The sequence below is a fragment of the Streptomyces sp. NPDC006551 genome, from assembly GCF_040611675.1.
GTDB lineage: Bacteria > Actinomycetota > Actinomycetes > Streptomycetales > Streptomycetaceae > Streptomyces.
In genome coordinates this window covers 78,208-101,769 of the sequence record NZ_JBEXOT010000025.1, presented here as the reverse complement: position 1 = coordinate 101,769, position 23,562 = coordinate 78,208, and the positions used below count along the sequence as shown (strand labels likewise).

Sequence of the window (23,562 nt, the reverse complement as noted above, 5' to 3'; positions counted from 1 at the left end):
GCTTTTTTCGGGGGTCGCTCTGGGGGGTTCGCGGGGTGGGCCGTGTCCCGTACGTGGTGTACGGGACACGGCCCACCGGCCTTGCCGTGATTTCAGCGGACCTCGGTGATCTCCGGTCCGCGCTGGAGCTGGCCCATGCCTCCGGAGAAGCGCGAGCCTTCCTGCTCCTCCTGCTGGATGCCCTCGGGCACCATCTGGGCGTCGTTCGGCAGCTTGAGGACGATCGGGTCGCGCGGAGCCATCGGCCCGTCGCCCCGGACGACCACGGTGTCCCGGACGATCTGCTCCAGGAGACCGGCCGCCTCGGGCTGCACCGCGCCCTGCCCGGAGATCACTCCGCGCAGGAACCAGCGGGGCCCGTCGACGCCCACGAAGCGCACCATCTGCACGCCACCGGTGCCGTCCGGCAGCTGTACCGGGACCTGGGCCCGCAGCTCCCAGCCGAGGGGGCCCTCGACCTCGTCGATGACACCGCCCTGCTGGGTGATACCGGAGGCGATCTCCTCGCGGACCTCGCCCCAGATGCCTTCCTTCTTCGGCGCCGCGAACGCCTGCAGCTGCACGGCGCTGTCCCGCAGGACGACGGTGGCCGCGACGATCGCGTCGCCCGCCACCTCCACGCGCAGCTCCATGCCCTCGACGCCGGGCACGAAGATGCCGCCGAGGTCCACCCGGCCGTCCTCGGGCCTGGACACCTCGGAGATGTCCCACGGTCCGTCGGGGCGGGGCGCCGGCGGAAGATTCACCCGACGCGGCCGGCCCGCCGTGTCCTCGCCGTCACGGGGTTCGACCTCGTCGACGACCTGCTCGGCCTCGCCCGCTGCGTCCTCAGCGGCACCACTCTTCTTGCGACGTCCGAACACGTCACTGTCCTTCCCGGTCGGATACGACCGAAGCGTATCGATTCCCACCCGTTGTGCCGTCCACAGCGGCATGACCGCCGGTGGACCCGAAGCCCCCCTCGGCCCGCGCCGAGCCGGGAAGCTCCGCCACCTCGTGGAAGCGCACCTTCTCGACCTGCTGGACGACCAGTTGGGCAATCCGGTCGAACCGCTCGAACCGCACGCTCTCGCGGGGGTCCAGATTGACCACGATCACCTTGATCTCTCCACGGTACCCGGCATCCACCGTCCCCGGGGCATTCACCAGCGCGATACCCAGTCGAGCGGCCAGACCGGAGCGGGGGTGCACGAAGGCGGCGTAGCCGTCGGGCAGGGCGATGGAGATGCCGGTGGGGAGCACGATCCGCTCGCCGGGGGCCAGGACGGCCGCCTCGGTGGTCACCAGATCGACCCCCGCGTCACCGGGGTGGCCGTAGGCGGGGATCGGTACGTCCGGGTCCACGCGCCGGATGAGTACGTCGACAGGGTTACGCATCAGGGGTTCACCTCGAAGGCGCGGGCGCGCCGGACCTGGTCGGGGTCGGACATGGCCGCCTGGATCTCCTCCGGCCGGCCGTTGTCGATGAAGTGGTCGACCTTGACCTCGATGAAGAGGGCGTCGGCGCGGACGGCGACGGGGCCTTCGGGCCCGCCGATCCGGCCGGTGGCGGTCGAATAGATCTTGCGGCCGTGCACGGCGGTGACCTCGGCCTCCAGGTGCAGCACCGTGCCGACCGGGACGGGCCGCGCGAAGTCCGTCTCCAGGCGGCCGGTGACGGCGATGACGCGCAGCAGCCAGTTGAGGGAGCCGAGGGTCTCGTCGAGCGCGGTGGCGAGGACGCCGCCGTGCGCGAGGCCGGGGGCGCCCTGGTGGTCGGGGGTCACGGTGAACTCGGCGGTGACGGTCACGCCCTCGCCGGCCCGTGCCTCCAGATGCAGCCCGTGGGGCTGTCCGCCGCCGCACCCGAAGCAGTGCTCGTAATGCGCGCCGAGCAGCTCGCCGGGGGCCGGCGCGTCGGGGTGGCGTACCGGCGGTATGGCGTCGGCCGGCGGGGTGAGGGCGGCAGATGTTGCAGTCACAGCCGCAGACCTTACCCGCGCGGGTAGGGGCCGGTCGCGCCGTGCCAAGCTTGGAGTCATGCAGCCTCCCGTACCGTCCTCCGCGCCGTCCTCCGCGCCGCGTTTCGACGAGCGTCTGACCGCTCCCCGCTCCTGGTGGGTGATCGTGGCCCTGCTGGGCCTCTCCGGCGGTCTGGTCATGTTCCCGCTGGGCACGGTCCCGACGCTGTGCGGAGTGATCGGGGCGGGCGCGCTGGCGGCCGTCGCCGTCTCCTCGTACGGCTCCGCCCGTATCCGGGTCGTCGCCGGTTCCCTGGTCGCGGGCGACGCGCGGATCCCGGTCTCGGCGCTGGGGACGCCGGAGGCGCTGGACGCGGAGGAGGCGCGCGCCTGGCGCACGTTCAAGGCCGATCCGCGCGCCTACATGCTGCTGCGGAGCTACATCCCGGGGGCCGTCCGGGTCGAGGTCACCGACCCGGCGGACCCGACGCCGTACGTCTATCTGTCCAGCCGTGACCCGCGGGGTCTGGTGGCGGCCCTGGAGGCCGCGAGCGCGCACAGCGTGGACACGGACGCGCGGGACGCGAGCGTGGACACGGAGGCGCAGGACGCGCCGACGCGGGGCGGCACGTCGGCCTAGAAGCCGATCTCCTTGGGGTTCTCGGGCTGCTCCAGCGGGGGCAGCCCCTCCAGTGCGTCCCAGGGCACCTGGCGACGGCGCAGATCAGCGCGGACGTGTTCGGCGAGCTTCTTGGTGTCGCGGCGGTTCATCACCGCGCCGACGGCGGCGCCGACCATGAACGGCATCAGGTTCGGCAGATTGCGCACCATGCGCTTCATGATCTGCTGGCGCAGTTCGCGCTTGAGCTGACCCCCGAGCGCGGCGTTGAGGGTGGTCGGCTTGGTGGGGTCGATGCCCCGCTCCTCCGTCCAGGAGGTCAGATAGGCCGTCGAGCGCTGGGTGAGCGTGCCGGGCGGCCGCAGGCCGTACACCTCGTGCAGTTCGGCGATCAGCTTCAGCTCGATCGCCGCGACCCCGGTGATCTCGGCGGCCAGTTCGGCCGGCATCGCGGGAGGTACGGGAAGCATGGCGGCGGCGCCGACACCGGCACCGACGGTCGAGCTGGCGTTGGCCGCGCCGGCGACGAGTTTGTCGGCGATCTGCTCGGGGCCGAGGCCCGGGAAGTGGCGGCGCAGGGTCGCCAGGTCCCGTACGGGAACGCGCGGGGCGATCTCGATGACCCGGTCGGCGAGGAAGCCGATACCGGCCTTGGCGCTCTCGCCGCCACGCTTCACGCCGCGTTTGACGGCGTCGATCCGCGCGCGGTCGAGTTTCATACGGTCGAGCTGGACGCGCGCCGGGTTGGCCACGCGCCTGACGGCGTCGAGGCGCCCGTGGCGCGCCTCCTGCCGCTCCGTCGGTGCCGACCGCGAGGTCGGGGCAGCTTCGAGCGAGGCCGAGGGGCCTCGCCCGTCGTCACGCGCGCCGAGGGAGGGCAGGTGGGCGGTGTGCTCGGCGTCGGGGGCCTGCTGGGCACCCTCTGCCGGGCCGGGGCCGCCCTGATCAGCCTCCGGCTTCCCATGAAGCCGGAAGCGTCGCTTCCGGGACGGTGTGTCGCCTGCCACGGCTGTCCGATCTCAGTCGCAGTCGCGGCAGATCGGCTGGCCGTTCTTCTCCCGAGCCAGCTGGCTGCGGTGGTGCACGAGGAAGCAGCTCATGCAGGTGAACTCGTCGGCCTGCTTGGGCAGGACCCGGACGGCGAGCTCCTCGTTCGAGAGGTCCGCGCCGGGCAGTTCCAGGCCCTCAGCGGCCTCGAACTCGTCGACGTCGACCGTCGAGGTCGACTTGTCGTTCCGGCGGGCCTTCAGTTCCTCAAGGCTGTCCGAATCGACGTCGTCGTCGGTCTTGCGTGGGGTGTCGTAATCCGTTGCCATGTCGCTCTCCCCCTCTGGGTGGTTGCGGTGTCTCCAGCGCACGTAACGCGTGAGAGGCCGGACTTGTGCCCGACCCGAGGCGGAGATTTTGCCTCACATCAAGGTCTGTTACTCAATCGACACCCAGCCCGCCCTCTCACGAGTGATCGGCTTTGGGTGGCGAACGGGACCGTACACGGTCCCTTGGCCGTCCTTCACGGGCGCCACCCCGTGTACTTCCCGTCATCAAGGGCCCCGGAAACCCGGACTTTTCCTGGTTTTCCGATGGAATTCTCGATCACGGAGAGTAGAGAGGCCTATGTGATTTCCTGTGATCGATCACACAGGGGCGTCTCAGGAACGGACCCCGGAAATTCCGCGCAAAGCGAACGGAACCCGGCGGGTACTCGAAGTGTGTCAGATCGGGAGAGTGACACGCATCACGAGACCACCGCCGTCCCGAGGCTCCGCGATGATACGCCCGCCGTGGGCGCGCGCCACCGAGCGGGCGATCGACAGGCCGAGCCCGACCCCCTTGTCGCTCCCGGTCCGTTCCTGCCGCAGCCGTCTGAAGGGCTCGAAGAGGTTGTCGATCTCGTACGCCGGGACCACGGGTCCCGTGTTCGAGACCACCAGGACCGCCTGGCCGTGCTGGGTCTCGGTGGTCACCTCCACCCAGCCTCCCTCCGGGAGGTTGTACCGCACGGCGTTCTGGACCAGGTTCAGGGCGATCCGCTCCAGCAGGACGCCATTGCCCTGGACGACGGCGGGCGCACGCTCCCCGCGGATCTCCACGCCCTTGGCCTCGGCCTCCGCGTGCACCTGGTCGATGGCGCGCGAGGCGACCTCGGCGAGGTCGACGGGCTTGCGCTCGACGATCTGGTTGTCGCTGCGGGCGAGCAGCAGCAGGCCCTCGACCAGCTGCTCGCTGCGCTCGTTGGTGGCGAGCAGGGTCTTGCCGAGCTGCTGGAGCTCCACCGGGGCCCCGGGATCCGAGAGGTGGACCTCCAGGAGGGTGCGGTTGATCGCCAGCGGGGTGCGCAGTTCGTGCGAGGCGTTCGCGACGAACCGCTGCTGGGCGGTGAAGGCGCGCTCCAGGCGCTCCAGCATCTCGTCGAAGGTGTCCGCCAGCTCCTTCAGCTCGTCGTCGGGGCCGTCCAGCTCGATCCGCCGGGCGAGGTCGGATCCGGCCACCTGGCGGGCGGTCCGGGTGATCCGGCCGAGCGGGGAGAGGACCCGGCCCGCCATGGCGTAGCCGAAGGCGAAGGCGATGATGCTCAGGCCGAGCAGGGCGAACAGGGAGCGGCGCAGGAGGTCGTCCAGGGCCAGGTCCCGCTGGTGCTTCATACAGGCCGTGACGGCCTGGTTGAACTGGTCGCCCGTGCCCGCCTCCGGCAGGTCGCACCACGAGGTGGTGGGCAGGACGTCACCCTTGACGATCTTGAACGGCAGCTCGGAGGCGCTGAGGCTCAGGGCCTGGGTGGTGAAGAGATAGATGATCGACAGCAGCAGGATGCCGGCGATCAGGAACATCCCGCCGTAGAGCAGGGTGAGCCGTATCCGGATGGTGGGTCGCAGCAGGGGTCTGACCGGGTCCCGGGGGTCCCAGGTCGGTTTGGGAGGCGTCTGCAGGGGCGCCGGGGTCGCGGCCACCGGTCAGATCCGGTAGCCGGAGCCGGGGACCGTGACGATGACCGGAGGTTCGCCGAGCTTGCGGCGCAGGGTCATCACCGTGACCCGTACGACGTTGGTGAAAGGGTCGGTGTTCTCGTCCCAGGCCTTCTCCAGGAGCTGCTCGGCCGAGACGACCGCGCCCTCGCTGCGCATCAGGACCTCCAGGACGGCGAACTCCTTCGGCGCCAGCTGGACCTCCTTGCCATCGCGGAAGACCTCGCGGCGGTTGGGGTCGAGCTTGATGCCGGCGCGCTCCAGGACGGGCGGCAGCGGCACGGTGGTGCGCCGGCCGAGGGCCCGCACGCGCGCGGTGAGCTCGGTGAAGGCGAAGGGCTTGGGGAGGTAGTCGTCGGCGCCGAGCTCCAGGCCCTCGACGCGGTCGCTGACGTCACCGGACGCGGTGAGCATCAGGACGCGGGTGGGCATGCCGAGCTCGACGATCTTGCGGCAGACGTCGTCGCCGTGGACGAGCGGGAGGTCGCGGTCGAGGACGACCACGTCGTAGTCGTTCACCCCGATGCGCTCCAGGGCGGCCGCGCCGTCGTACACGACGTCGACGGCCATGGCCTCCCGGCGCAGTCCGGTGGCCACGGCATCGGCGAGCAGCTGCTCGTCCTCGACGACGAGTACGCGCACGTCGCAATTCCTTCCTGCGAGCCCCGGCCCGATGGGGACAGAGCGGTTCCTGAGCACTGACTGTGCCTGTCCATCCTGCCCGGTACGCGCGTAAACCGGCTGTAAGGCGGGGTGGGGCCGGTCTCCGCGGAGGGTTCCGGGCGCCTTGGCCGACGGGGCCACGTGGGGGCGCGCAGGGGGCGCATAGGTAGGGCGGTCGGGTGGTGCGAGAAGAATTCACCTGATTCACGGGCCAGTTGAGGTTTCTGTGAGGAACGCTCTGGGGAGGACGTTCTGCACACCCCGCGATCACCCCTGTATGTGGCACGCCACTGACCGCTCTGTCCCCCAGAGGTAGCAGCGTGTGATCCATCCACCCTCGGCACACCCCCGTGCCACCGACCCATGACGAGGGGGCGCACCATGGACGCTTTCACCGCAGGACTGCTGCAGCGCATAAGGACCGCGCAGACCGACCTCACACGGGCACGCGAGACGGGCGACGACTTCCTCGCGGAGGTCGAGCAGGCCGAGCTCGACGACCTGCACCGCCTGGCCGCCGAGCACGGCGTGCAGGTCGGCGCCGTCACCGCCTGACCCACGGACGTGGAGGGGCCCCGGTGTCGATGACACCGGGGCCCCTCCACGTCCCGGGATCTCAGCTCCGGGACCCGGGCCGGTCGTGCCATGCCCCGAACTCCTCCAGGAGGCTCTGGAGGGGCTCGAAGACGCCTGGGGAGCCCGCCACGGCGAGCTCGCCCGTCGGGGGCTCACCGGGACGTCCACCGGTCCTCGCGCCCGCCTCGCGGGCGATCAGGTCCCCCGCCGCCAGGTCCCAGGGATTGAGGCCGCGTTCGTAGTAGGCGTCGAGGCGGCCGGCGGCCACGTCGCAGAGGTCGATGGCGGCCGAGCCACCGCGGCGGATGTCGCGGACGCGCGGGATGAGGCGCTGGGCCACATCGGCCTGGTGGGCGCGGACCGTCTGGACGTAGGCGAAGCCGGTGGAGATCAGCGCCTGCTCCAGCGGGGCCGCGGGACGGCACACGAGCCGGCGGTCGCCGGCGTACGCACCACCGCCGAGGACCGCCCGGTACGTCTCGCGGCGCATCGGCGCCTCGACCACGCCGACGACGGTCTCGCCGTCCCGCTCGGCGGCGATGGAGACGGCCCAGGTCGGCAGCCCGTAGAGATAGTTCACGGTGCCGTCGAGCGGGTCGATCACCCAGCGGACGCCGCTGGAGCCGGGGCTGGAGGCGCCCTCCTCGCCGAGGAATCCGTCGTCCGGGCGGTGCTCGGCGAGGAAGCCGGTGATCAGCTTCTCGGCGGCGATGTCCATCTCGGTGACCACGTCGATCGGGCTGGACTTGGTCCTGGCGACGGCCAGGTCGTCCGGCCGCCCGTCCCGCAGCAGGGCGCCCGCCCGCCGCGCGGCCTCCAGGGCGAGGCCGAGCAGCTCGGTCAGCAGCGGGTCGGTCGTCGAGGGGCCGGTCGGCAGGGGGTTCACGGGCTCGGTCACAGGCGCTCCTTACGCGTACGGACTGTCGGCACCGGCCGCCGCCGGCCGCTCCGCCCGGGCCGGGCAGCAGCCGATCGGGCAGATGTCGTGAGACGGACCGAGGGCTCCCAGGGCGCAGCGTTCGGCCCGCGCCCCGCGCTCGCTCGCCGCACGCTCCAGGACGAGGTCCCGTACGGCCGCGGCGAACCGCGGGTCCGCCCCCACGGTCGCCGAGCGCCGCACCGGCAGGCCCAGCTCCGCGGCCTTGGCGGTGGCCTCGGTGTCGAGGTCGTACAGGACCTCCATGTGATCCGAGACGAAACCGATCGGGACCATCACGGCGGCCGGGACGCCGGAGCCGTGGAGCTTCTCCAGGTGGTCGCAGATGTCCGGCTCCAGCCACGGGATGTGCGGGGCACCGCTGCGGGACTGGTAGACGAGCTGCCAGGGGTACGAGACGCCGGTCTCCTCGCGGACGGCCTCGACGATCACCCGGGCCACGTCCAGGTGCTGCTTCACATAGGCTCCGCCGTCCCCGTGCTCGCCGGCGGGGCCGGAGGAGTCCGCGGCCGATTCCGGGATGGAGTGCGTGGTGAAGGCGAGGTGGGCGCCGGCGCGCACCGGCTCGTCCAGCTCGGACAGGGAGGCGAGCACGCCCTCGACCATGGGGCCGATGAAGCCGGGGTGGTTGAAGTAGTGCCGGAGCTTGTCGACGCGGGGCAGCGGCAGCCCTTCCGCCTCCAGCGTGGCGAGCGCGTCGGCGAGGTTCTCGCGGTACTGGCGGCAGCCGGAGTACGAGGCGTACGCGCTGGTGGCGAGGACGGCGATGTGGCGTCGCCCGTCGGTGATCATCTCCCGCAGGGTGTCGGTGAGGTACGGCGCCCAGTTCCGGTTTCCCCAGTAGACCGGCAGGTCGAGGCCGGCCTGCCGGAAGTCGGTCCGCAGCGCGTCGAGCAGGGCGCGGTTCTGGTCGTTGATCGGGCTGACGCCGCCGAAGAGGAAGTAGTGCTGCCCCACCTCCTTCAGCCGTTCCTTCGGGATGCCTCGGCCGCGGGTCACGTTCTCCAGGAAGGGGACCACGTCGTCCGGGCCCTCGGGGCCGCCGAAGGAGAGCAGCAGAAGGGCGTCGTACGGGGCGGGATCGTGCTGATCGGACATGGCACCGATCCTCCCACCCGCCTGTGACAGCCGGTGGCGCGGCCCGTCCGAAAAATGGTGACCGCTCATCCACTTCAACGCCGTAGGCTTTAGCTATTAATTACACGTGTTGGACGACACGTGCCGAGTGATGCCGGAGATCCACTTGCCCAGTCCCTACCGCGCGATCTTCGCGGCCCCCGGTACCAAGGCGTTCTCGGTGGCCGGATTCCTCGGCCGCATGCCGCTGTCCATGATGGGCATCGGCATCGTCACGATGATCTCCCAGGTCACCGGGCGGTACGGCCTGGCCGGCGCGCTCTCGGCGACGCTGGCGATGTCCGCGGCGGTGCTGGGCCCCCAGGTCTCCCGGATGGTCGACCGCCACGGCCAGCGCCGGGTCCTGCGCCCGGTGACCGTCGTCTCGGTGGTGGCGGGCGCCGGGCTGCTGCTCTGCGTCCAGCAGGGCGCCCCCGACTGGACCCTGTTCGTCTTCACGGCCGTCATCGGCTGTGTGCCGAGCGTCGGCGCCATGACCCGGGCACGCTGGGCGCAGATCTACCACGGCTCGGCGCGCGAACTGCACACCGCGTACTCGTGGGAGTCGATCGTCGACGAGGTGTGCTTCATCTTCGGCCCGATCATCTCCATCGGTCTGTCGACCGTCTGGTTCCCGGAGGCCGGTCCGCTGTTCGCCGGCGTCTTCCTGGCCATCGGCGTCTTCTGGCTGACCTCACAGCGCGCCACCGAGCCCCGGCCGCACCCCCGCGAGGAGCACAGCAGCGGCTCCGCGCTCCGCTCCCCCGGCCTGCAGGTCCTCGCACTCGCGTTCGTCGCCACCGGTGCCATCTTCGGTTCGGTCGACGTCGTGACCGTGGCCTTCGCCGAGGAGCAGGGCCACAAGGCCGCCGCCAGCCTCGTCCTCGCCGTCTACGCGCTCGGTTCCTGCCTGGCGGGCGCGGTCTTCGGGCTGCTCCACCTCAAGGGTGAGCCGTCCCGCAGGTGGTTGCTGGGCGTCTGCGCGATGGCCGTGAGTATGATCCCCCTCCTACTGGCCGGGAACCTGCCGTTGCTGGCCGTGGCGCTCTTTGTCGCGGGCCTGTCCATCGCGCCGACGATGGTGACCACCATGGCCCTCGTCGAAGCGCACGTACCGCGCACCAAGCTGACCGAGGGCATGACCTGGACAGGGACCGGGCTCGCGATCGGTGTGGCGCTCGGCTCCTCGGCCGCCGGCTGGGTGGTCGACGCGTCGGGAGCGGAGGCGGCGTACGTGGTGCCCGTGGTCTCGGGCGCGCTCGCGGTCGTGGTGGGTCTCCTGGGGTACCGCCGGCTGCGCAGGCCGGTGCCGACTGGGGAGGGGCAGCGTGAGCAGGACGGCGACAGGACGGTCACAGCGGTCGGGGAAAGCCGGGACGGCGAGCGCCCCGTGGCGTAACTGGGCGGGGAACGTCACCTCCCGTCCCGCACGGGAGGTGAGCCCCGCCTCGGCCGAGGAGCTCGCCGAGGCGATCCGCGGGGCGGCCGAGGACGGCCTGCGGGTGAAGACGGTCGGCACCGGCCACTCCTTCACCTCGATCGCCGCGACGGACGGCCTGCTGGTGCGCCCTCACCTTCTGGCCGGGATCCGGCGGATCGACCGCGAGGCGATGACCGTCACCGTGGAGTCGGGCACCCCGCTCAAGCGGCTGAACGTGGCGCTGGCCCGGGAGGGCCTGTCGCTCACGAACATGGGCGACATCATGGAGCAGACGGTCGCCGGGGCCACGTCCACAGGTACGCACGGGACGGGCCGCGACTCCGCCTCGATCGCCGCGCAGATCCGGGCGCTCGAACTGGTCACGGCCGACGGACGGCTGATGACCTGTTCCGAGAAGGAGAACCCCGACGTCTTCGCCGCCGCCCGGATCGGGCTCGGCGCGCTCGGCGTGATCACCGCGATCACCTTCGCCGTGGAGCCGGTCTTCCTGCTCACCGCGCGCGAGGAGCCGATGACCTTCGACAAGGTCACCTCGGAGTTCGACGCGCTGCACGCGGAGAACGAGCACTTCGAGTTCTACTGGTTCCCGCACACCGACAACTGCAACACCAAGCGCAACAACCGCAGCGCGGGCCCGGCCGCCCCGCCCGGACCGGTCAGCGGCTGGATCGAGGACGAGCTCCTCTCCAACGGCGTCTTCCAGCTGGCGTGCGCGCTGGGCCGCGCGGTGCCTCCGGTCATCCCGTCGCTCGCCAAGGTCGCCAGCCGCGCCCTGTCGGCCCGTACGTACACCGACATCCCGTACAAGGTCTTCACCTCCCCGCGCCGGGTGCGCTTCGTGGAGATGGAGTACGCCCTGCCGCGGGAGGCGGGGGTCGCGGCGCTGCGCGAGCTGAAGGCGATGGTCGAACGCTCCCCGCTGAAGGTGAGCTTCCCGGTGGAGGTGCGGACGGCTCCCGCCGACGACATCGCGCTCTCCACCGCCTCGGACCGGGAGACGGTGTACATCGCGGCCCACCTCTACAAGGGAACGCCCCACCGCGGGTACTTCACCGCGGTGGAGCGCATCATGACGGCGCACGGCGGCCGGCCGCACTGGGGCAAGGTGCACACCCGGGACGCGGCGTACCTCTCCGAGGTCTACCCGCGCTTCGCCGAGTTCGCGGCGCTGCGTGACCGGCTGGACCCGGACCGGCTGTTCGCCAACGACTATCTGCGGCGGGTTCTGGGCGACTGACGATCACTCGGCCGTCGGCGTCGGCGTCGGCGGAATGTCCCGGGCCGGGGCGCCGTCGGACGGGCTCCCCGTCGGGGTCGGCGTGGGCGTCGCCGTGGAGGGCGTGGGTGTGGGCGTCGGAGTCGGTGCCGGATCGCCGCCGGCCGAGTCCGACGGTGTCGGGTCCGGCTCCCGGGTGCTCTGCCCGGTGTCCGGGGACGGGCCGCCGCTGCCGCCCTGTTCACGGTCTCGGCCCTGGTCCTGGTTCCGCTTCCGCTGCTGCTGGGTGCCGGACTCCGCGCCGGGTGTCTCGTCGGTGGACGGGGTGCCCGGGGAGCCCTCCGCGCCGCGCCCGACCACCGAGCCGAAGGTGGTCGTTCCCCTGGTGCCGCTGAAGTCCTGATCGGAGATCAGTTCGTAGGCGGTGATACCGCCCATGGAGACGAGGAAGACGAGCGCGGCGGCGACGGCGGAGCGCTTCCAGCCGCGGACTCGGGTGCCGTGGGTCGTCGCGACGCCGAACTCCTCGTCGTACGGCGGCGCGGCGGGCTCACCGATGGCCGGGAGCACCTGGGTGCGAGCGGGCGCGGCCCGGCGGACGGACCGGCGCGACGCCTTCACCGGCTCGCCGTGGACGGTGACCACCCGTATCTGTTCACCCGTCCGCTTGAAGAGGTGCTGGAAGACCGAGCCGCCGCAGGTCGCGATGACACTGATCACACCGGCGCCCAGGATCGTGCCGTACACACCGAGGGTGGAGGCGAGTTTGGCCGCCACGACCGCGGCGATGGCGCTGCCCGAGACCTGAGCCACGCTCAGATCGAGCCGCTTCCTCGTCTCTTCCCTGTCGTCCTCGCCGTCCCTGCTGTCCCTGCTGTCCCTGTCGGCCTTCGCCTGATCCATACCGGGCCCTCGCCTGCTCATCCGTTCAACCATGCACCCAGAAGGGACAAATGGGCGAAGGTATTAGTTCCGTTTCTGGCGATTCTGTGAAGAGCGACACGTGAGGGTGGTGATCGCGGACACTCAACTCCCGTACCGCCGGAGAAGTTGGGCGGCGCGCCTGTCCACCCTGGTGGCCCGAATGGAGTACTGTGGCGAGCCCTGGGTCCGGGCTCCCGCATGGGCGCTCGGGGTCAACGGGAGGGAGCCGAAGGCGGCACTCGAACCGGCGGCGCCGTGGCACCGCACGGGGACCCGCAACACAGCGTGACCGCTGGTCACTCTGCGTTGTAAAGAGGTAACCGTGCCATAACGGCGTTCCAGGGTCCACGCCCGACACGCCGGGCAACTCGGCAAGGTTGTGGCAGGCTGCACCCGGGCAGGCCACACTCGACTAGCGGAAGCAGCGACGCACGTGACGTCGGCAGGCACCACCCGGGAGGTCCCCATGCCCGAACTGCGTGTCGTGGCCGTCTCCAACGACGGCACACGACTGGTGCTGAAGGCTGCTGACAGCACGGAGTACACGCTTCCGATCGACGAGCGGTTGCGCGCCGCCGTACGCAACGACCGGGCGCGGCTCGGTCAGATCGAGATCGAGGTGGAGAGCCACCTCCGCCCCCGGGACATCCAGGCGCGTATACGTGCCGGTGCGTCGGCCGAGGAGGTCGCCCAGCTCGCCGGGATCCCGGTCGACCGCGTACGGCGCTTCGAGGGACCGGTGCTCGCGGAGCGGGCGTTCATGGCTGAGCGGGCCCGCAAGACGCCCGTACGCCGGCCGGGCGAGAACACCGGACCGCAGCTCGGCGAGGCGGTGCAGGAGCGACTGCTGCTGCGCGGCGCCGAGAAGGACACCGTGCAGTGGGACTCCTGGCGCCGTGACGACGGCACGTGGGAGGTGCTGCTCGTCTACCGGGTGGCGGGCGAGGTGCACACGGCCAGTTGGACGTACGACCCGCCCAGGCGGCTCGTCCAGGCGGTGGACGACGAGGCACGCGCGCTGATCGGCGAGACGGACGACACGATCGCCGCGGCGCCCGAGCCGAGCTTCCCGTTCGTACCGCGGATCGCCCGGCTGCCCCGGGACAGGCCGCTGGACCGCGCCCTGGACCGTCAGTTGGACCGCCAGCCGGAGCGGCCGACCGCCGCGCTGCCCGGGCCGGAGCCGGAGGAGGAGCGGGACTCTCTGACGAGCCTCCTGGAGGCGGTGCCGAACTTCCGGGGCGACATGGTCGTGCCGGAGCCCGCGGACCCGGAGACCGCCGAGGACCCCGAGGCGGAGGAGCCCCCGGCCCCGGCCGCCTCGGCGGGCGCGGGTGCGGCCTACGCCGACGTCCTGATGCCGCGCGCGGTCTCGGGGCACCGCGACCGCCTCACGGGCACGACGGACCGTCAGGCCGAGGCGGACGGTGTCCGTCCGGGCCGGCGGGCGGCGGTGCCGAGCTGGGACGAGATCGTCTTCGGCACGCGCCGGAAGAAGCAGGACTGACGACGGCCGTACGAGGTTCGGAAGTACGACGACGGCAGTATGGAGAAGGCCCCCGCCGACCTCGGCGGGGGCCTTCTCCGTGTGCGGCACGCCGGCGTCCCCGGCCGTCGGGCTCGCCCAGGTCGGCGAGCGCCGGCCTCCGGGGCTCCGTCCCCGGCCGTCGGACCGAGCGCCGGCCTCCGCAGCTCCGTCCCCGGCCGTCGGGGCGAGGCCGACCCCGGGTTCTCCGCCCCCGGACGAGGCGCGTCAGGAGTCCGGGCCGCCGGCGGGGCACACCGGCCACCGTCGTCCCGCTACCGCGGGTCCGGGCCCTTGGCCACCGGACGGGTGGGGTCGGCCGACCACTCCGACCACGAGCCCGCGTACAGGGCCGCCGGGACGCCCGCGATCTCCAGGGCGAGGACCTCGTGGGCGCCGGAGACGCCCGAGCCGCAGTAGACCGCGACGTCGGTGCCGTCGGCGGCACCGAGGGCCGAGAAGCGGGCGGCCAAAGCCTCCGCCGGGAGGAAGCGGCCCGCCTCGTCCACGTTCTCCGTCGTCGGGGCCGAGACCGCCCCCGGGATGTGTCCGCCCACCCGGTCGATCGGCTCCACGTCACCCCGGTAGCGCTCCGCCGCCCGCGCGTCGAGGAGCAGCCCCGTGCGGGCCAGCGCCGCCGCGCCGTCCGCGTCGAGCAGCCCGTGCGACCCCGGCACCGGCGTGAAGTCGCCCGGCTCCGGCCGAGGGATCTCCTTCGACAGCTCCCCCGTCCACGCCGCGAGCCCCCCGTCCAACACCCGTACGTCCGTGTGGCCGGTCCAGCGCAGCAGCCACCAGGCCCGGGCCGCACCCCAGCCGAGACCGCCGTCGTAGACGACGACCGGGGTGTCCGCCGAGACGCCGGCCCGGCGCATCGTCGCGCCGAAGGCCGTCACGTCCGGCAGCGGATGCCGGCCGCCCGCGCCGGGCGGGCCCGCGAGTTCCGTGTCCAGGTCGACATAGACCGCGCCGGGGATGTGCCCGGCCTCGTACTCCGGCAGCCCGGGCGGGCCGCCCAGCTGCCAGCGGACGTCGAGGAGGACAGGTGGCCGGGGCCCGACCGACTCGCTCAGGAGTTCGCTTGCGGTGATGATGGGCTTCATGGGTGCCATCCTCGCGCAGCCCACGCCGTGACAGGAACGAACGGCGGACGGCGGACGGACGGCGGCAGAAGAGGAAGCGACGAACCAGGCATCCTCCTGCGGGTTCGCGCCAAAGCGGCGCGGCCGTGGCGCACGGCGCGGCTGGTGGTGCGAGCATCGGCACGGGGCGCGCGAACGAGACGCGAGGACGGCGGACGGACCGCCGGGCACGGAACGGCTACGGCCCTGTGTCCGGGCCCCGACGGCCCCGTACGACCTCGTGCGTACGCCTCGTCCCCCCGTACGGCCACGACGATGGTCCGAGGAGAGAGTGACGATGACGGAGGCGACTCGGCGCACACCCGGTACACCCTGTTGGGTGAGCTTGATGGTGCACGGGCTTGACGCGACGCAGGAGTTCTACAACGCCCTCTTCGGCTGGGAGTTCGTGCCCGGCCCGCAGCAGCTCGGCCCGTACGTGCGGGCGCTGCTCGACGGCAAGGAGGTGGCGGGCATCGGCCAGCTGCCGCCCGACCGGCATCTGCCGGTCGCCTGGACCACCTATCTGGCGACGGACGACGCCGACGAGACGGCGGAGAGCATCCGCTCCTGCGGCGGCACGGTCGCGGTCGGCCCGCTCGACGCGGGCGAGGCGGGCCGGATGGCGATCTGCTCCGACCCCTCGGGCGCCGTCTTCGGGGTCTGGCAGGCCGAGCTGCACCAGGGCACGGCGGTCGACGGCGCGCCCGGCACCCCGGTCTGGAACGAGCTTCTGACGTACGAGACGTCGTCGGTCGGCAAGTTCTACCGGACGGTCTTCCGCTACGAGGCCGAGCCGGTCGTCTCCGCCGACTTCGACTTTCTGACCCTCCGTCTGGACGGACGCCCGGTCGCCTCGCTGCACGGCGTCGGCAACGGCCTCCCCCGTGACCGGGGCGCGCACTGGATGACGTACTTCGAGGTCGCCGACACCGACGCGGCCGCCGGGCTGGTCACCGAGCTGGGCGGGCGCCTCCTGCGACCGCCGTGGGACGACCTCGCGGGGCGCCTCGCCCTGGTGGCGGACCCGGAGGGCGCCGTCTTCACGATCGTCCACTCAGCGCCGGGCCGCTGAGACCACCCGGCGTAGCATCGCGCCTCCTCAGACTCTCCCCCTCCTCAGAGTCTCCGCCTCCCCGTCTCCCGTCGGTCAGGCCCGGCTCCGCACCAGGCCGCGGCGGAGCCGGGAGGCGGGCCGCGGTGCGTCGCCGCCGGGCAGTCCCAGCCGGCCGAGGCGCTCCCGGTCGAAGTAGCGGGCGGTGCTCTCCTCGCCCAGGCGGTCGGTGAGCAGCGCGGCGGTCTCCTCACGCAGCCGGGGGTGGAGCTTCGGCTGCATGCAGTAGCCCACGGCCCTGACGAGCGGGGCGAGAGTCTCGGGGGTCGGGCCGGGTACGGCGGGGGCGGCGCCGGTCTCCAGGTCGGGCACGAGGTGGTCCACGACGGTCAGCGGCACGCGGTTGCTGTTCTCGTACGGCGTGAGCCGCTCCAGGATCGTCCCGGTGCCCACGCGGGCGACGGGGACGCCGTAGTACACGGCGGCGGTGAGCATCGCCGTGGAGAAGCAGCCGACGACGAGCCGGGGCCGGCAGCGTTCGTAGAAGGTCTCGGCGAGCAGCGGACCGTCGAGGACCGTGAGCCGCACCCCCGCGGTCTCGGCGGCGTCCCGCAGGGCCAGGGAGTAGCGGACGGGGGCGGTCGGGTGCGGTTTGAAGACCACCGAACGGTGCCCGGCGGCCGCGGCGCCGCGCACCATGCGGACGTGCAGCTCCTCCTCCTCGTCCGCGGTGAGGATGCCGAGGGCGGCGAGGTACTGGCCGAGCAGCAGGGCGGTCGGGGCGGCCGCGACCGCCTCCGCCACCAGCCGGTCGCCGTCGGCCGCCTCGGCGATCTCGGTGAGCACCCCGCGGAAGGCGTCGTCCGGCACCAGTTCGGGCTCGACGCCGGTCTCGGCGAGCAGCAGCGGGCGCAGGCCGGGCACGAGGTCGAGGTGGAGCAGACGCCGGACGCGGCAGCCGATCGACTGCGGCAGCTCGTCGCGGGTCGGGCCGTAGCTCATCAGGCCGTCGGCGTAGACCTCGACGGAGCTCTCGGCGAAGACGGCGGCGAGCGCCTTGGCGGGGTTGACCTGGATGGATTCGACGACGAGCTCGACCGGTCCGTCGCCCAGGTCCCAGGCGGTGCGGAACACCCGCTGCCACAGCGGTGTCTCCTCCGGGCGGGGCGCCCAGGTGCCGGGGTGGTGGGGGCGGATGGCGTCGTTCCAGTCGATCGTGCCGTCGAAGCGGGTGGCGATCCGGTCGTAGCCGGTCATCTCCTCGAGCCGCAGGGCGGTCTCCGGGATCTCGGCGTTGTTCGAGACCAGCAGGAGCCTGCGGGCGTCCTCGCGGGCGCCGAACTGGCCGGCGTCGAGGGCGGCGGCCACGGTGGCGGCTCCGTACAGCGTCGACACCTGGAAGATCTGCACGGGCTTGCGGGTGCGCGGGTCCATGGGTCAGGCGGTCCTTCCGGTGGCGCGCAGGCCGCGGAGCAGCGTGGCGCGTGCGGTGTCCATCGTCGCCAGGGTCTCGTCGAGCACCCGCTGCGGCATACGGCGCAGGGCGTCCGTCACGTCGTGCTTGAGGCGCTTGGCGACCGCGGGCTCGTACTGGTCGGCCTTTCCCATATGAAAGGCGATCATGGCGCAGTAGGTGCGGACGGCTTTCGGGAGAAAGCGGTCGGCCTCGGCGTCGGCGGACACTTCTTCGAGCAGGAGGTCGTACGACGGAATGAAGTCCAGCTGACGATTGTCGGTGATCTGGGTCAGGGATGTGGTGACACCACGACGGTAGAAGACGCCATGGATACTGAGCGCCGCATAGGACGTCGCCTTCAGATGGAGACGCCAGATCCAGAGCCGGTCCTCGGCGGTGCGCAAAGTCGTTTCGAAGCGGGAGGCGCCGTCGCGGAAGAGATGACCGGCGTAGATGCCGAACGGGACGAACGGATAGTCCACCATCGTGATCATGTTCGCCGGGGCGATCCCGTCGCGCGGGTCCATCACCGTGTCCCGCCGCTTGGCCGGGGCGTAGCGGACGCTGCGGGACCTGCCCGTCGACTGGACATGGTCGGTGCGGGCGAAGTCGCAGCCCAGCGCCTCGATACCGCGGACCATGGCGCGCAGATGACCGGGGGCGTACCAGTCGTCGCCGTCGAGGAAGGTGACATGGTCGCCGGTCGCCGCGTCCAAGCCGGTGTTACGGGCCTGCGCCACGCCCCGATTCGTCTCGTGACGGATCACGGTGGCGTTCGGAATCCGGCTCTTCCAGCGGTCGAGGACGTACGGCGTGTCGTCCGTGGAACAGTCGTCGATCAACAGGAACTCGAAATCCGGATCCGCGTTCTTCGCGAGGCTGCGCATGGTGTCGGGGGCGTAGATCCCGACATTGTGGAACGGCACGATGACGGACAGTTTCGGCACACGGAACCCCAACACTCACACACGGGATACGGGAACACGGGAACAATTCACCTGTGACGTACGGGTATTGCGTACCGTACGAGGACGATCGGTCGGCAGCGTATCGGCGCTCAATTCCGGCCGGTCGAGCCAGGTGTGCACTCCGGGTGAACTCTTCCCGTCCTGCGCGGAAACCGGTGCCGGAATGCGATGGCGAGCAGGCAGAGCAGCGCGACGGCACCGATCGCGCCGCCGACGCGGAGCCCGGGCGGCCGGAAGACGCAATGGATCGACGTGGCCGTGCCGTCGAGCGGAACGGCCAGCAGGCCCAGATGGCGCCGGGCGGCCGTGGGCTCCGCGTCCCCCGCCAGGCAGCGCCAGCCGGAGATGCGCGGCACGGCGACGACGGCGGTGCCGGTGCTGCCGGCCGGGAGTTCGGCGGAGAGGGAGTGGCCGGAGGCCCGCACTTCGGTCGCTCCGGTCGCCGTCAGCCGCCGCACGGCCGCGTCGAGCCGCTCCCGGACGAGGCAGCCGACCGGCCTCGGTGGCAGGACCGGTTCGGCCGGGGCGGTGGCGCGCAGGTGGATCCGTACCGCCCCGGACGCCGGGACGGTGCCGAGCGACCGCATGGGGCCGAGGACGGACGGAAGTCTGCCCGCGAAGTCCACGGGCGGCTGTCCCGCCGACGCCGCCGTGCCGTGGTACCGCGGTGCCCAGAACCAGAGTTGTGAACCGGCCGGGCAGGCGGCCGTGAGCGTGACCTCGCCGTCGGCTCCGCCCGTCCGCCGGAGCACGGCCGGCTCGTCGTACACGTCGGCGCCGAGCAGCGCCTCCTGGTTGGCGAAGGCGGAGTCGCCGAACGCGGCCGGGCGCTCATCGAGGCGGACGTCCTCGCGCACGGTGACCAGGGGCGGCACGGGAGTGCCGGTGGAGCTGATCGCGGCCCTCGGCAGCCTGTCGGTGCGGACGGGCGCCGAGGGCGTGGAGCGCATCCGGGTGCCGATGGAGAAGATCGCGTCGGTCACCGGGTTGTCCAGGCTGACCGGATGGCGTCCCTTGGCGTAGAAGCCGAAGCCGAGGGAGGAGAGCGTACGGGAGGAGACGTCCGCCGTGAGGCTGCTGTAGTAGTCGGCGCCCTGTCCGCCGACGAGGAGGACGTCGTTGCCGCCCGGTACCTCACCGGGGTCCGTGCGATACCTCGGCCAGGCGTCCGCCGCCTCGGTCGCCCGTGCCATGTCCGCGTGCCAGGGGCCGAGCCGCGGCGCCCAGGAGACCTTGCCGAGTTGCTGCCGCTCGATCCGGCCGCCCGTGATCGCGGTCTCGCCGGCCTGGGCCAGGACGAGGAGCACGACGGCCAGGGCGGGCAGGGCGCGGGCGCCGACACCGAAGCGGCGGGCGGCCAGGACGCCCGCCGCGGCGAGCGCGCCGAGGGCGAGAGCGGCGCCGAACGCCGGATGGCTCCAGCGGTCGATGACGACGCTGTCCCGGGACGCGAAGACCATCGCGGCGAGGAGCGCTCCGGCACCCAGGAGTGCGGGCAGCCGGGGCAGCCCGCGGGCCGTGGAGAGCCAGGCCGCGATCAGCAACAGCCCGCACAGCACGAAGCTCTGACGGTACGGAATGCCGTTGGGCGAGGCGCCCGCGTGCCACAGCAGATGGGTGGGGCCCCACTGCATCGAGAGCGCGACCAGGCAGATCGCCGACGTCCAGCCGATACGGGCCCTCGGGGCGACCGCGCGGTTGAAGGGCAGCGTCAGCGCGAGCGCCAGGGCGGGGGTGCCGATGAAGAGGGCGGGGGACGCCACGCTCGCCGTGGCCGGCAGCAGCCGGGCGAACACCTCCGTCCAGGGCACGGCGGTGAAGGTCACCTCGGGGGTCGGGTCCGCGACCCGGGTGGCCATGAAGATCACCAGGACGAGCGGAGCCGCGAGGCCGATGCCCACGACCACGCCACGGGCGGCGCGCAGCAGTCCGGCCAGACGCCGGCGCCCCGTGTCGTCCGCGGTGAACAGCCGGACGGTGAGGACGACGGCCGCGCCGACGGTCGCCATGTAGGCGGTGTAGAAGTTGGCGAACCAGGCCAGGGCGACGACGAGCGGGCCGAGTACCGCGTGGCGCCCGGCGCGGGCCCACTCGCCGACCAGACACAGCAGCGGGAACGCCAGCAGCCCGTCCAGCCACATCGGTACGGTGGCGGCGAAGTTGAGGGTCCAGCCGCAGAGCGCGTACGCCGTTCCCAGCACGGCGGCCACCGGCCACGGGCCGGGGCGCAGCCTCAGCAGCAGCACCGCCATCGCCGCACCGGCGGCGGTGATCTTGGCGGCGGTGATGACGTAGAGGGCCAGTTCGACGCGGTCCGCCGGGAACAGGACGACCATCAGATCGAACGGGCTGGACAGGTACGTGCCGTAGTCGCCGAGGAAGTTCGAGCCGAAGCCGGAGTTCCAGTTCAGGAACAGGTCGCCGTCGGTGTCGCCGAGCAGGAGCTTGCGCCAGTACGCGTGGTACGGAAGGTACTGCTGGCCGAGGTCGACGGTGTTCCGGGTGGTGGGGCCGAACGGATGGCTGCCGGCCAGGGCTCCGCCGAGGCAGAAGACGAGGCAGGTCAGCAGGGCCGCGCCGGTCGACGCCCGCGCACGGGCGCTGTGCCGGGCCGCTCGCGCCCACCGCCGCACGTGACCGCCGGGCCGCTTCCCGGCGGCCCCGTCCCCCGGGCCGGACCGCTCGCCCTCGCTCCGCGCGCCCTCGCTCGAGGCGGTCACGGTCTCGGCAGCAGGGGGCACGCGTCCTCCGGGGGTGTGTCGCGCGCGGCGCGCGGATGTGCGGAGGGCCCGGTTCATGTCACGGGCCGACCGCCATTACCGCCGAGCCGGGCGACCCGAAGCCGATCAGCAGGCGGTGTCCGGGTACACCCGAGGTGAACTCGTGGTGCCGCACCGCCCCGGCCCTACCGCCGTGCCGCCATCGCTGCCCCGGCCGTGCCGCTGTTCCGTCGTGGACCGCCGTGGACCGCCGTACCGCGGTGCTCCCGCGCGGGCTACGACCGGCGGCGGGGCTTGCCGCGCTTGGCCGCCGCCGGGCCGCCGGACCGGCTCCGCGTGCTCTTCCCGGCCGTCTTGCCGGTCGTCTTCCCGGTCGATCGGGCAGCCGGCTTACCGGTGGACTTGCCGGTCGACTTGGCCGCCGCGGACTTCTGGCGTGCGCCGCCCTTCTCGGGACGCTTGTCCTTCGGGTCGGCCGTGGCTCCGGCGCGGCCGCGGGTGCTGTTGACGGTCCGCCCCCGGACGATGCCGATGAAGTCCTCCACCAGGTCGGTGGTCGCGTCCTCCCGCCACGACAGCGCGACCCGCGACTCGGGGGTGTCCGTCACCGTCCGGTAGGTGAGGTCCTTACGGTGGTGCAGACGCGCGATCGACTGCGGGACGACGAGCAGCCCCACGCCCGCCGCCACCAGTTCGACGGCGTCCGCCGTGGTGGCCGGACGCTCGATCGCCGGCCGTCCCGGCGGACGCTCCCAGTCGAGGGTGTCGTCCAGGGGGTGCAGCAGGATGTCGTCGGCGAGGTCCTCGACGGACACTTCGTCGGCGGCGGCCACGAGGTGGTCCTTGGGGACCACGACGACCGTCGTCTCGGTGTAGAGCGGGATCGCGCTGAGGTCCGTCCGGTCGATCGGCAGCCGCAGGAACCCGGCGTCGGCGCCGCCGCTCCGCAGGATGTCGGGGGCTTCGGCGGCGGTCACGGGGACGAGGTCCAGCGGGATGTCGGGCAGGCGCTCGTTCCAGATCCGCACCCACTTGCCGGGCGTCACCCCCGGGACGTACGCGAGCCGGAACGATGGGGTTTCTTCCGAGCCTGTCACCCCGCCAGGTTACCGGTCGTGGTCGGAGGTAGCGCACATGCTCGATACCCTTGACCTCATGAAGTCGCACCAGAGCCCCCAGACGATGAAGCCCGCCACGGCGGCGAAGAAGCTGGGTGTGTACCTCGAGGCCACCCCCGCCGAGTTCCAGGAGGGTGTCGTCTCCCGTGCCGAGCTGAGTGCGCTGCAGACCGATCCGCCCGAGTGGCTGCGGGAGCTGCGGCGCAACGGGCCGCACCCCCGCCCGGTGGTCGCCGCGAAGCTGGGCGTCTCCATCTCGGGCCTCGCCCGGGGCGGAGTGACCGAGCCGCTCACCACGGAGCAGATCGAGGCGTTGAAGACGGAGAACCCCGAGTGGCTCCAGAAGGAGCGCGCCACCCAGGCCGAGGTCCGCAAGGAGACGGTGCGGATCAAGGAGAAGCACGCCGAGCAGGCCACGCGGGACGACCAGCGCTCCTGACCTCCCGATCCACGGAACCGCGTCGGCCCCTCACCCCGCCCGGGTGAGGGGCCGACGCGTCGTTCGGGGTGCGGCCGTCGGACGGCTCAGGCCGAGGTCACCGGCAGTACGTCGGGGGACAACGCGCCGGCCCGGGCCGTGGCGCTCGTCATGTGGCGACGGTGGTGGCGGCGGCACAGGACCTCGTAGCCGATCTCCTCGGCCGGCCGGTTCACGTCGCCGACGACGACCTGCTCGCCCTCCACGACCATCTCGCCGCCCACCGTACGGGCGTTGTGCGTGGCCCGCGCCCCGCACCAGCACAGGGCCTCGACCTGGAGCTGCTCGATCCGGTCCGCCAGTTCGATCAGCCGCTGGGAGCCCGGGAACAGCTTCGTCCGGAAGTCCGTGGTGATGCCGAAGGCGAAGACGTCCAGACCGAGGTCGTCGACGGTCCGGGCGAGCTGGTCGATCTGCCCGGGAGCCAGGAACTGCGCCTCGTCGACGATCACGTAGTCCACCTTGCCGCCCTTGGACATCTCGGCGACCAGGTAGGCGTACACATCCATGTCGTCGGCCACCTCGACGGCGTCCGTGACGAGACCGAGGCGGGAGGACAGCTTGCCCTCACCGGCCCGGTCCTGGCGGGTGAAGATCACGCCCTGGAGCCCGCGCGCCGACCGGTTGTGCCCGATCTGGAGTGCCAACGTACTCTTTCCGCAGTCCATCGTTCCGGAGAAGAACACGAGCTCGGGCATGGGAGGTTGCGGCCTTTCAGGGCGGGAGG

The 23,562-nt window shown here is 72.1% G+C and carries 23 protein-coding genes; 7 read left to right on the top strand and 16 right to left on the bottom strand.

All coding sequences use genetic code 11. From position 1 onward, the window contains the following. Positions 1-92: 92 nt before the first annotated feature. From ABZY12_RS22035 to ABZY12_RS22025, 3 genes are read right to left on the bottom strand one after another with little or no spacing between them, the layout of a single operon-like run. On the bottom strand, positions 93-863 hold the full coding sequence (locus ABZY12_RS22035; protein ID WP_356892816.1) for a DUF3710 domain-containing protein: 771 nt from the start codon (positions 861-863) through the stop codon (positions 93-95). Between the two features lies 1 nt (position 864). After that, positions 865-1,377, bottom strand: coding sequence for a dUTP diphosphatase (dut, locus tag ABZY12_RS22030; RefSeq protein WP_356892814.1), 513 nt, complete (start codon positions 1,375-1,377; stop codon positions 865-867). Next, positions 1,377-1,961, bottom strand: a complete 585-nt coding sequence (locus ABZY12_RS22025) for a PaaI family thioesterase (protein ID WP_356892812.1) — start codon at positions 1,959-1,961, stop codon at positions 1,377-1,379. The genes dut and ABZY12_RS22025 overlap by 1 nt, the downstream gene beginning before the upstream one ends. Positions 1,962-2,019: 58 nt before the next feature. Between ABZY12_RS22025 and ABZY12_RS22020 the strand changes: the two genes are divergently transcribed. Beyond that, positions 2,020-2,580 carry a DUF3093 domain-containing protein gene (locus ABZY12_RS22020; protein ID WP_356892810.1) on the top strand — a complete coding sequence of 187 codons (561 nt, stop codon included), beginning with the start codon at positions 2,020-2,022 and terminating at the stop codon, positions 2,578-2,580. Here ABZY12_RS22020 and ABZY12_RS22015 read toward each other — a convergent pair. From ABZY12_RS22015 to ABZY12_RS22000, 4 genes are all read right to left on the bottom strand, one after another. Next, positions 2,577-3,566: a hypothetical protein gene (locus ABZY12_RS22015; RefSeq protein ID WP_356892808.1), complete on the bottom strand. Its 990-nt coding sequence runs from the start codon at positions 3,564-3,566 to the stop codon at positions 2,577-2,579. The genes ABZY12_RS22020 and ABZY12_RS22015 overlap by 4 nt on opposite strands. A gap of 12 nt (positions 3,567-3,578) precedes the next feature. Then, positions 3,579-3,875, bottom strand: a complete 297-nt coding sequence (locus ABZY12_RS22010; protein ID WP_003955561.1) for a DUF4193 domain-containing protein — start codon at positions 3,873-3,875, stop codon at positions 3,579-3,581. Between the two features lie 396 nt (positions 3,876-4,271). Then, a complete protein-coding gene (locus ABZY12_RS22005; RefSeq protein ID WP_356892806.1) occupies positions 4,272-5,507 on the bottom strand; it encodes an ATP-binding protein in 1,236 nt (411 codons plus the stop codon). A gap of 3 nt (positions 5,508-5,510) precedes the next feature. Then, the gene (locus tag ABZY12_RS22000) at positions 5,511-6,164 is read right to left on the bottom strand and encodes a response regulator transcription factor (protein ID WP_132914883.1); all 654 of its coding nucleotides are present in this window, start codon (positions 6,162-6,164) and stop codon (positions 5,511-5,513) included. Positions 6,165-6,566: 402 nt separating this feature from the next. Here ABZY12_RS22000 and ABZY12_RS21995 point away from each other — a divergent pair, with 402 nt between their 5' ends. Further along, positions 6,567-6,740, top strand: a complete 174-nt coding sequence (locus ABZY12_RS21995) for a hypothetical protein (protein WP_356892804.1) — start codon at positions 6,567-6,569, stop codon at positions 6,738-6,740. Positions 6,741-6,801: 61 nt separating this feature from the next. On the opposite strand, the gene ABZY12_RS21990 is transcribed toward ABZY12_RS21995, so the two are convergent. Both ABZY12_RS21990 and ABZY12_RS21985 read right to left on the bottom strand, forming a co-directional pair. After that, a complete protein-coding gene (locus ABZY12_RS21990; RefSeq protein WP_356892802.1) occupies positions 6,802-7,659 on the bottom strand; it encodes an inositol monophosphatase family protein in 858 nt (285 codons plus the stop codon). Positions 7,660-7,668: 9 nt separating this feature from the next. Beyond that, the gene (locus ABZY12_RS21985; RefSeq protein WP_356892800.1) at positions 7,669-8,796 is read right to left on the bottom strand and encodes a ferrochelatase; all 1,128 of its coding nucleotides are present in this window, start codon (positions 8,794-8,796) and stop codon (positions 7,669-7,671) included. A 145-nt stretch (positions 8,797-8,941) separates the two neighbouring features. Here ABZY12_RS21985 and ABZY12_RS21980 point away from each other — a divergent pair, with 145 nt between their 5' ends. Together ABZY12_RS21980 and ABZY12_RS21975 are read left to right on the top strand one after the other, a co-directional pair. Further along, the gene (locus ABZY12_RS21980) at positions 8,942-10,213 is read left to right on the top strand and encodes an MFS transporter (protein WP_356892824.1); all 1,272 of its coding nucleotides are present in this window, start codon (positions 8,942-8,944) and stop codon (positions 10,211-10,213) included. Beyond that, positions 10,143-11,492 (top strand): D-arabinono-1,4-lactone oxidase, encoded by a 1,350-nt coding sequence (locus ABZY12_RS21975; protein ID WP_356892798.1) that lies wholly within the window; start codon positions 10,143-10,145, stop codon positions 11,490-11,492. The genes ABZY12_RS21980 and ABZY12_RS21975 overlap by 71 nt, the downstream gene beginning before the upstream one ends. A gap of 3 nt (positions 11,493-11,495) precedes the next feature. Here the strand turns inward: ABZY12_RS21975 and ABZY12_RS21970 are convergent, their stop codons facing one another. Next, the gene (locus ABZY12_RS21970; RefSeq protein ID WP_356892796.1) at positions 11,496-12,395 is read right to left on the bottom strand and encodes a hypothetical protein; all 900 of its coding nucleotides are present in this window, start codon (positions 12,393-12,395) and stop codon (positions 11,496-11,498) included. 433 nt (positions 12,396-12,828) lie between these two features. Here ABZY12_RS21970 and sepH point away from each other — a divergent pair, with 433 nt between their 5' ends. Continuing rightward, entirely contained in the window at positions 12,829-13,902 is a 1,074-nt protein-coding gene (gene sepH / locus ABZY12_RS21965) for a septation protein SepH (RefSeq protein WP_356892794.1), read from the top strand. Between the two features lie 293 nt (positions 13,903-14,195). Here sepH and ABZY12_RS21960 read toward each other — a convergent pair whose 3' ends face one another. Next, positions 14,196-15,023, bottom strand: a complete 828-nt coding sequence (locus tag ABZY12_RS21960) for a sulfurtransferase (protein WP_356892792.1) — start codon at positions 15,021-15,023, stop codon at positions 14,196-14,198. Between the two features lie 316 nt (positions 15,024-15,339). Here ABZY12_RS21960 and ABZY12_RS21955 point away from each other — a divergent pair, with 316 nt between their 5' ends. Beyond that, a complete protein-coding gene (locus ABZY12_RS21955) occupies positions 15,340-16,116 on the top strand; it encodes a VOC family protein (protein WP_356892790.1) in 777 nt (258 codons plus the stop codon). Positions 16,117-16,191: 75 nt separating this feature from the next. On the opposite strand, the gene ABZY12_RS21950 is transcribed toward ABZY12_RS21955, so the two are convergent. The 4 genes from ABZY12_RS21950 to ABZY12_RS21935 form a co-directional block, all read right to left on the bottom strand. Then, on the bottom strand, positions 16,192-17,529 hold the full coding sequence (locus ABZY12_RS21950; RefSeq protein WP_356892788.1) for a polysialyltransferase family glycosyltransferase: 1,338 nt from the start codon (positions 17,527-17,529) through the stop codon (positions 16,192-16,194). Between the two features lie 3 nt (positions 17,530-17,532). Further along, a complete protein-coding gene (locus tag ABZY12_RS21945) occupies positions 17,533-18,498 on the bottom strand; it encodes a glycosyltransferase family 2 protein (protein WP_356892786.1) in 966 nt (321 codons plus the stop codon). 110 nt (positions 18,499-18,608) lie between these two features. Next, positions 18,609-21,260 carry a YfhO family protein gene (locus tag ABZY12_RS21940; protein WP_356892784.1) on the bottom strand — a complete coding sequence of 884 codons (2,652 nt, stop codon included), beginning with the start codon at positions 21,258-21,260 and terminating at the stop codon, positions 18,609-18,611. 254 nt (positions 21,261-21,514) lie between these two features. Then, on the bottom strand, positions 21,515-22,336 hold the full coding sequence (locus tag ABZY12_RS21935) for a LysR family substrate-binding domain-containing protein (protein WP_356892782.1): 822 nt from the start codon (positions 22,334-22,336) through the stop codon (positions 21,515-21,517). A 58-nt stretch (positions 22,337-22,394) separates the two neighbouring features. On the opposite strand from ABZY12_RS21935, the gene ABZY12_RS21930 reads away from it, so the two are divergent. Next, positions 22,395-22,796, top strand: coding sequence for a DUF5997 family protein (locus ABZY12_RS21930; protein ID WP_356892780.1), 402 nt, complete (start codon positions 22,395-22,397; stop codon positions 22,794-22,796). An 86-nt stretch (positions 22,797-22,882) separates the two neighbouring features. On the opposite strand, the gene ABZY12_RS21925 is transcribed toward ABZY12_RS21930, so the two are convergent. Next, positions 22,883-23,533, bottom strand: coding sequence for a thymidine kinase (locus tag ABZY12_RS21925; RefSeq protein WP_356892778.1), 651 nt, complete (start codon positions 23,531-23,533; stop codon positions 22,883-22,885). Positions 23,534-23,562 lie beyond the last annotated feature (29 nt).

Coding starts and splice junctions, on each gene's coding strand:
- ABZY12_RS21960 (WP_356892792.1), bottom strand. CDS start 15,023: ATGAAGCCCATCATCACCGCAAGCGAACTCCTGAGCGAGTCGGTCGGG.
- ABZY12_RS21950 (WP_356892788.1), bottom strand. CDS start 17,529: ATGGACCCGCGCACCCGCAAGCCCGTGCAGATCTTCCAGGTGTCGACG.
- ABZY12_RS22020 (WP_356892810.1), top strand. CDS start 2,020: ATGCAGCCTCCCGTACCGTCCTCCGCGCCGTCCTCCGCGCCGCGTTTC.
- ABZY12_RS21955 (WP_356892790.1), top strand. CDS start 15,340: ATGACGGAGGCGACTCGGCGCACACCCGGTACACCCTGTTGGGTGAGC.
- ABZY12_RS21930 (WP_356892780.1), top strand. CDS start 22,395: ATGAAGTCGCACCAGAGCCCCCAGACGATGAAGCCCGCCACGGCGGCG.
- ABZY12_RS21985 (WP_356892800.1), bottom strand. CDS start 8,796: ATGTCCGATCAGCACGATCCCGCCCCGTACGACGCCCTTCTGCTGCTC.
- ABZY12_RS22010 (WP_003955561.1), bottom strand. CDS start 3,875: ATGGCAACGGATTACGACACCCCACGCAAGACCGACGACGACGTCGAT.
- ABZY12_RS21970 (WP_356892796.1), bottom strand. CDS start 12,395: ATGAGCAGGCGAGGGCCCGGTATGGATCAGGCGAAGGCCGACAGGGAC.
- dut (WP_356892814.1), bottom strand. CDS start 1,377: ATGCGTAACCCTGTCGACGTACTCATCCGGCGCGTGGACCCGGACGTA.
- ABZY12_RS21995 (WP_356892804.1), top strand. CDS start 6,567: ATGGACGCTTTCACCGCAGGACTGCTGCAGCGCATAAGGACCGCGCAG.
- ABZY12_RS21925 (WP_356892778.1), bottom strand. CDS start 23,533: ATGCCCGAGCTCGTGTTCTTCTCCGGAACGATGGACTGCGGAAAGAGT.